General features: G+C 62.2%; 10 protein-coding genes. 1 reads left to right on the top strand and 9 read right to left on the bottom strand.

Going from position 1 to position 7,281, the window contains the following annotated elements; translation table 11 throughout:
• The coding region (locus tag WBQ96_RS27985) for a hypothetical protein (RefSeq protein WP_336556296.1) at nt 1-217 on the top strand (217 nt) is incomplete at its 5' end.
• 75 nt (nt 218-292) lie between these two features.
• On the opposite strand, the gene WBQ96_RS28340 is transcribed toward WBQ96_RS27985, so the two are convergent.
• The 9 genes from WBQ96_RS28340 to WBQ96_RS27940 all read right to left on the bottom strand — a co-directional run bounded on the left by WBQ96_RS28340 (nt 293) and on the right by WBQ96_RS27940 (nt 7,275).
• A complete protein-coding gene (locus tag WBQ96_RS28340; protein WP_442920915.1) occupies nt 293-556 on the bottom strand; it encodes an IS630 transposase-related protein in 264 nt (87 codons plus the stop codon).
• A gap of 102 nt (nt 557-658) precedes the next feature.
• Nucleotides 659-820 carry a hypothetical protein gene (locus tag WBQ96_RS27975; protein ID WP_337035959.1) on the bottom strand — a complete coding sequence of 54 codons (162 nt, stop codon included), beginning with the start codon at nt 818-820 and terminating at the stop codon, nt 659-661.
• Nucleotides 821-1,052: 232 nt separating this feature from the next.
• Nucleotides 1,053-2,489, bottom strand: a complete 1,437-nt coding sequence (locus WBQ96_RS27970; RefSeq protein ID WP_336556294.1) for an aldehyde dehydrogenase family protein — start codon at nt 2,487-2,489, stop codon at nt 1,053-1,055.
• Between the two features lie 63 nt (nt 2,490-2,552).
• Complete coding sequence (locus tag WBQ96_RS27965; RefSeq protein ID WP_336556293.1) at nt 2,553-3,293, bottom strand: AprI/Inh family metalloprotease inhibitor; 741 nt, start codon at nt 3,291-3,293, stop codon at nt 2,553-2,555.
• Nucleotides 3,294-3,424: 131 nt separating this feature from the next.
• The gene (gene csgH, locus WBQ96_RS27960; protein ID WP_336556292.1) at nt 3,425-3,802 is read right to left on the bottom strand and encodes a curli-like amyloid fiber formation chaperone CsgH; all 378 of its coding nucleotides are present in this window, start codon (nt 3,800-3,802) and stop codon (nt 3,425-3,427) included.
• 10 nt (nt 3,803-3,812) lie between these two features.
• Nucleotides 3,813-4,508, bottom strand: coding sequence for a hypothetical protein (locus WBQ96_RS27955; RefSeq protein ID WP_336556291.1), 696 nt, complete (start codon nt 4,506-4,508; stop codon nt 3,813-3,815).
• A gap of 26 nt (nt 4,509-4,534) precedes the next feature.
• Nucleotides 4,535-5,029, bottom strand: coding sequence for a hypothetical protein (locus tag WBQ96_RS27950; RefSeq protein WP_336556290.1), 495 nt, complete (start codon nt 5,027-5,029; stop codon nt 4,535-4,537).
• Between the two features lie 294 nt (nt 5,030-5,323).
• The gene (locus WBQ96_RS27945; RefSeq protein ID WP_336556289.1) at nt 5,324-6,508 is read right to left on the bottom strand and encodes a CsgG/HfaB family protein; all 1,185 of its coding nucleotides are present in this window, start codon (nt 6,506-6,508) and stop codon (nt 5,324-5,326) included.
• A gap of 56 nt (nt 6,509-6,564) precedes the next feature.
• A complete protein-coding gene (locus tag WBQ96_RS27940) occupies nt 6,565-7,275 on the bottom strand; it encodes a curli assembly protein CsgF (protein ID WP_336556288.1) in 711 nt (236 codons plus the stop codon).
• Nucleotides 7,276-7,281 lie beyond the last annotated feature (6 nt).

Raw genomic sequence — 7,281 nt, 5'->3', positions numbered from 1 at the left:
CCATCAGGAGCAAAGGCAGGATCACGATCGGCGGCAGCGGCCGCAGGAACTGGATCGTCGGATCCAGTGCCGCGCGACGGAGGTCTCGTCGACAAAGACAAGGCGATGCGGTTCAAGTCGCATCCTCGGCTGGCGCAAGTTGATCCAGACGCGGCGTTCAACGCGGATCGTCGCGCGTGCGCGTTCCGATGCCATCAGCGCTTTTTTTAATATGTGAAGCCTCGTCGGCACAGGAAGCGCGACAGCACCGCTGCGGCGGCTTTCACGCCGTGCGCAGCTTCCAATGGCGCGCTCAGCTCCGGCATGGTGATGCCAGGCTCGGCCTCCACCGCCCCGATGAGGAACGCCTCGAAGCCAGCAATCGTTCTCCCGGCGGGCGACCCTGACGGACTGGCCCGCCTGACCCAAATTGAGCAACACGCCGCAGCAGCTTCACCGCGAAGCTGTCGCTAACCCCGAAAAGGCGCGCCGCCGAACGGCGCGAATGACCGGCTTCGACAAACGCAACAACGCGATCGCGAAGATCAGACGAATAGAGCTCCTGCCCATGATCCACCTCCAGCAAAAGGTGAATCACAAACGCCACCAAAAGGGAATCCGAGATTCCGGTTTTCAGTCCGATGCTCTAGAGCGTGATCTTGAGCCGATCGAGCAACCGTCAGGGCGCTGCGATGCTGGCATTCGCACCCTTCGCATTAAGCGCGGTCCTGATCTCGGAAAACGCGATGTCACGGTTGGCCGCGACGGAGTCCACGATCGTCGCGCCATGTCGTTCGAGCCCGTGCGAGCGCCTGTCGCCGCCGAGAGGGCTGGAGCGCATCGCCCTGCTCACGCTCCGGCATGCTCCAGCGGTTGACGCCCGCCGCGCTCACATCAAACTGATCGCCAGCCTGGCGGGCATCAAACTCTGCGCGACCGCGGCCAGAGCCCGAACCCAAAGATTGACAGACAGAACCTTCGGCATCCCTGCCAACCTTCGACACGTCAGCCGGTCTGAATCAGCATCGAGCTGATTTGAGAATCCCAATGATTCTATCAGATCGAAGCCCGCTCTAGGGCAACGTGTAGGAGGTCTTCACCGTGGTGTAGAACTCCGCAGCATAGCGGCCCTGTTCGCGTGGTCCGTAGGATGAGCCTTTCCGCCCACCAAAGGGCACGTGATAGTCCACTCCGGCGGTCGGCAGGTTGACCATCACCATCCCGGATTCGGCGTTCCGCTTGTAGTGGCTGGCGTGTTTGAGACTCGTCGTGCAGATTCCTGCCGTAAGCCCGAATTCGGTGTCGTTGGCAAGCGCCAGCGCCTCATCATAGTCTTTGACCCGAATGACCGAGGCGACCGGACCAAAGATCTCTTCACGGTTGATGCGCATCTGAGGCGTCGTTTCAGTGAATAACGCTGGCTCCAAGTAGTAGCCTGGCGTCCCCCGCTCCAGCCGAGAGCCACCCCATGCAAGTTTGGCCCCCTCATCCTCGCCGATCGCGATGTAGGACAGGTCTTGGTCGAGCTGATTTTGATCCACGACGGGCCCGATATGCGTTCCATCCTTGAGCGAGTCGTCGACGACAAGCTTGCTCAACCGCGCTTTGAGCGCTTCAACGAAGGAGTCGTGGATCTTGTGTGTTACGATCAGGCGGGACGAGGCAGTGCAACGCTGACCGGTAGAGAAGAAAGCGCCGTTCGCAGCACACTCGACAGCGGTCTGGAGATCCGCATCATCAAGGATGACGAGCGGATTCTTTCCGCCGAGTTCCAACTGGAACTTGCGCATGTTTTCGACGCTGCTGGCGGCGACCTTCTTGCCCGTCGTGACGGAGCCAGTGAAACTGATCGCATGCACATCGCGACTGGTAAGAAAAGCATCGCCAACGACTGAACCGCGGCCCATGACCAGGTTGAAGACCCCGTCAGGAATACCAGACCGGATGATGATGTCGGCAAGCGCCCAAGCTGACCCGGGCACCAGGTCGGCGGGTTTGAAGACAACGCAGTTTCCATAGGCGAGCGCCGGTGCGATCTTCCAGGCGGGGATCGCGATCGGAAAATTCCAGGGCGTGATGATGCCCACGACGCCTACCGGTTCGCGTGTTATGTCAACCTCGACGCCCGGGCGAACGGAAGGCAGCTTCTCGCCGGACAGGCGCAGGGTTTCGCCCGCGAAGAAGCCGAATATCTGACCCGCTCGGACGACCTCACCGATGGCTTCGCCCAGCGTCTTGCCTTCTTCTCGCGCCAGCAACCTGCCCAGTTCCTCCCTGCGGGCCAACAACTCTGTCGAAACCTTTTGCAGGATGTCGTGTCGGAGCTGGATGCTGGACCGCGACCAGGACTTGAACGCCTGTTTGGCCGCAGCGATGGCGGCTTCGGCGTCCTGTCGAGACCCACGGGCATAGACACCGACGACGTCTCGGGTGTTCGAAGGATTGATGTTGTCTGCAGCCTCGGCCGAGTTCGTCCATTGCCCGGCGATAAAATTCTGATGCACAGTCATTCTGGTATTTTTCCTGTTGCTGCTGTTCGCCTGATGGGAACAGTTGTCTGCTGAACCGAAAGTCTAACTGCCCTGCTTGGGACAAGAGTTTTCGAAGGTGACGATGGCCCAGCGGTTCTGGCGCAAGGCCAGCTTTCGCATCCAGCCGGTCCTCTCGCCGAACTTGGCGCGGCACCAAGCGCCGTCGGTCGCCATCAAGCACAGTTCGGTCGTGACGCAGGTTTGCGTCGGCACGACGCCGACCACCTCGGCGTCGTCGCGCGCCTCGGCACGGACGTTCAGGTTGACCAGGACCTGCACGCTGGCGCGTTCCGGCGCGGGAGGCGCGGCCTCTGCCGCATCCACACACTTGCTGGTGAAGCCCGAATAGAAGCAGCCGCCGGCCCGCCTGGCAGCCTCAAGCATGGCCGCAGTGCCGGCAACACCCACCTTCTCGAAGATCAAAGGAGAGCCCGATGCACTTGTTCCGCTAATCCGCCGCTGACTGCCGCCAAGCCGGGCGATCACCGCGCCGGCGGCATCGAACAGGGTCATCTGACCCTCACTGACGCCCCAGGATTTGACCAGAGCGGCCTCGCCGCGGCAGCCCTGTCCCTCGACGGCGAAGCGGCCGTCTGCATCAGCTTTCGAGCCCAGCACCATATTGCAGGTTGACGGAGGGTTGGAGTAGCGGGCATCGACGAGTTGCCAGCTGCCGTTGAATGCCTGGACGAACTGGTCCACGGACTGCGCCCGCGCCATCGTGGCCAGCGACAACGCGCCGGCCGCGGCCAACATGATCGTCAAAAACTTCGTTACTTTCATGACTCCGCTCCGTTACATAAAAGCAAAGATTAGGAATAGGTTTTTCAAGTCAACTCAGCTGTTTCTATAGAATAAAATAGATTTCGGCAGGCCGGGGAGTTTGAACGGGAACTCGAGACCTGGCGTTTTCCTTAGGGTTCGCCCGACGAAACCTCGGCCTTGCCGACGACCCTCCCGTCCTGCCGGAGAACCACCCTGATGGAAATGCGGTCGCCCTTGGCAAGAGACAGCGCGGTCCTGGCTATGTCCTGGGATTGGCCGGCAGACAGCTTCAGCGTGCGGTTCTGGCGCGTGGTCACTGTGCCCGAGCCGCCGGTACGGTCGATCTCAACCGAGCCCTCGATCTCGGCAACGCCAAAGCCGACGGCCGATGCGGTAATCTGGACACCGGCCTCCGTGGGCACGATGGCGATGGAGGGGGCCGCAATGGCGCCTCCGTCCTGCGCCACGGCGCCGCCTGCACCGCAGGCGGCGGCAAGACCTACAAAGAGTACGGCTGCGTGGCGCATCGACGCGTCGCTAGAAACTGGTCTGGGTGATCGAAACCGTTCCCGGCGCCGTCGAGAACACCTGCATACCTGTCACGCCGGCCGAGCTCAGATTGTTGCCGTTCTGCGTGATGGTCACGGAGGTGTTGGCGGCCACCGACGTGGAGAAGGTGTTGCCGTTGCCGTTCTGAATTATCTCGCCGCTGCCACCAGAACCCACGGTCAGTGAGTTGGCATTGCCGCTACCGTTCTGCACGATCAGACCGGTCGCGCCACCGCCGACGGTCAGCGATGCATCGTTGCCATCGCCGATCTGCAGGACTGCGCCAAGGGAATCGGCTCCAAATGCGCTCAACTGAGCCGAATTGCCCAACGTCCCGCCAGCCGAATTGTCCTGGAGAAGAAGCAACTGACCACCGTCGCCTTCGATGGTCAGCGTCGCGGTGTTGCCCTGTCCTGTCTGAAGCGCGTACGGCGCGGTCGCCTGGTCCATCCGGTACAGGTCGCCGACATCAAGCGTGCCGGCGAGCGCGTCTTCGATCATCTGCTGCGTCGGGCCGGCGACAAGCGAGTCGGTGGCCAGCGACTGGTTTGACGAAAGGATGTTGCCCTCGATCGCGCCAAGAGGGCTGGTCTGTATTATCTTCAGGACGTTGTCGCCAGCAAAAGCCGGAAAGGCACAGAAGAAGAGAATGCCTGTCAATATAGCCTTAGATTTTCCTACCATGCGAACATCCCCTCTCCCGTAAAACGTCACCAGGACGTCTGCGATATACTAATCATATTGTCGATTCCGGACTGTGAAAACCCGACGACGTTATTCAATCCGGTCTGCGAGACAGCGGCATGATTTGTGATGCCTGAAATCGAGGCTGTAAGCCGGTTCCCGCTGCCCTCCTGCGCGAAAGCGAAGAGATTGTGGCTCCCGGTGACGCTGGCTGTGATGTGGTTGTCGAATCCGCTCTGGATGATCGAACCGGGCGTCAGACCAACCGAGGGGGCCGATCCGGTAAAGGGCGCGCCGAGCGGGCCACCGTTGAAATCGCCGTTGATGTTGACGTCGATCACGTTCGCCGCGCCGAGACCGTTGTGGGCCTGAAGAACGGACACCGCACTGAAGCTGCCGTTCACGTCGAGCATGAGCGAATTGGACAACTCGTACTGGGTCAGGATGATCAGTTCGTTGCTGGCCTGGGCAGGCGCCGATGCCAGGACGACGCCGGCAACAAGGACAGAATGTAATTTCATTGCGACAGTCTCCTCGTAATGTGGGGAGATCATCGCAAGTGCTGCTTAATATTCGGGCCGCGGGATCGATCAAAGTTGAAGCAACGTCGCCTTCTCCGGTCCGACCGAAGACAAGGTCATTGCTGGAACACGACGGCGCTCTGCCAGAGCCCCTCCGAGCCGCCAGCGGCATGTTTGCTGCACCGGTCTCGACGCCGCCGAACTGGTTGCTGTCACCGTTCACCGACGCCGGGAGGGTGAGCGGCGCACGTCCCTGCGAGTTGGAGAACGGATTGAGCGGGCCCATGAGCATCGTCAACGCGTCCACGCTATCGAGGCAACATAGTCACGTTGCCGGGCCGCCTTCGGTGTCGCGCCAAGGTCTGGCGCCGTCGCTGCGCCGGCAACCGCAGGCGAAGCCTCGGAAACGGCCCCGTCCACGCCCGGCTCAAGCGAGCCGACTGTTTCGTCCGGCGCTGCGGGAGGCGGAGCCACCGGTGCGGGCGCCGCGGCCGGAGTCGGGCGACGCGGCGCAGCGGCCGTGCGCGGCCATGCGGCCGTCGTCTCGACGACATCCGCGGCGTTGCGGGTCTTGGGCGGCGGCACAATTTCAGCGGCCGCGGTCAGCTTGGTGCCGTATTTCTCGTTGCGATAGTCGGCGATCACCTCGCGTCCCGCATTCTGGTCCTCGAACGACCAGACACCGAGTTCGGCGCCCTCGATGATCATACCCATCACCGCCTTCTCGATGGCCTGCTGCACGGCGATCTGCTTGGGCTCGTTCTGGGTGATGCCAGCCTCAGCCTCGATGATCTTGTCGAGGGCTACGTAGCGGAACGCACCGCCCTGCAGCGCGTAGGAGGCGATCATCTTGTGGACCGCGACGCTGGACAGAACCTCGCCCGTGTTCGTCGAGACGGCCCGTAGCGTGACGGTCACGGTGTCCTGCTGCCATTTCACATCGCCGCCGATGCCCAGATAGCGCGCGCCGATGCCGCCCGTCATGGTGTTGGTGTCGTAACCGGTGATTCCGCCCTGGAGGATGATGCCCGCGTGATCCAGCGGCGGCAGGACGCGCGCGTCGATACGCTGCTCGTTGCGGTAGAGCCGCCGCATCTCGGTGACGATCTGCCGTTCCTTGAGCAGGTCGTCGAGGCGGGCACGGTCGAGCACCGTGAACCAGCGCTTCTCGCCAGCATCCTGCAAGGCCTTGATCAGCATGGGCGCGCCGCCCTGGGTGACAGCCCGCGACATGGTCTGGACGTTCTCGCGTTCCTTGTACTGGCCGGTCAGATCGGGGAAATCGTAGACGGCGACGGTAATGCGCTTCGACGGGGCCGGGATGGTACGCAGGCTGTGGCTCTGCTTCGTCACAGGCGTGTAGACGGGCTGCAGAACACCTGCGGTCGGCACCGCCTGGCATCCGCCAAGCACAGACACGAGTGCACCTACGACGGCGACCTTTGCGATCATGGTCCCAAAGCGCCGGCTTTTCGGCATGTCGCCCTCCCGTGATGCCGCTGCCCGCACTTGCACTGATCCGTCCCGCGTCGAAATCAATTGAGCCCCGGGCTGAGCGACGTGCTCGACGTCAGGTCGCCGCTCAGGGCACCGGGGTTCAATCCGCCGGACAGAGTGTTGCTCGACCCGAGGCCACCTGTGTCCTGCATCAGGGAATTTGTATCGTTGTTGGCCGCAACCAGCAGGGGCACCACGATCTCGGTGACGCCTGTCGGGTCAGTAATGACCAGCCGAATCGAATCGATGGTTCGCTCGTAAGTGACGGTCGTGTCGCCGAAACGGACAGTACCCGATTCCTGCGGATTCTCACCGAAGATCGCCTCGGTAACCTGACTCGCGAGCGCCGAAAGCAGGCGGCTCTGGAGCTGGCGGATGAAGAGGTCCGCGTCGGTGGAGCCCGGCTTGGTCGGATTGTTCGGATCCGCATCCGCGGGCGGCTTGCGGGCCGTGGCCGTACGCTGGGCGTTGGCCATGCCGAGCAGGTGAGACGAATTCAGCGGGCTGCCACCGAAGGAGGGGTTGATCGGAGTGTAGACCATATCCTGAGCGGCCGAGCCGCCCGCGGCAGCCAGAACAACGCCAGCGGCCATCAGCGCCGCGCAAGCAATCTTCATCATCTCATCTCCCCCCGCACCTTGCGAATGAGAAACACAATGACGGCGTTTCCTGCAAACGCTGGCGGCGAACGCCGCGCCCATCATCAGCCCAACGGCCGTCGTCGTTGCAAGGGCGATCTTGAAGGTCATCGTCTT

The sequence above is a fragment of the Mesorhizobium sp. CCNWLY176 genome (assembly GCF_037153935.1).
Lineage (GTDB): Bacteria > Pseudomonadota > Alphaproteobacteria > Rhizobiales > Rhizobiaceae > Mesorhizobium_M > Mesorhizobium_M zhangyense.
The sequence above is the reverse complement of the archived record's forward strand: the minus strand, read 5'-3'. Positions and strand labels throughout refer to the sequence as shown.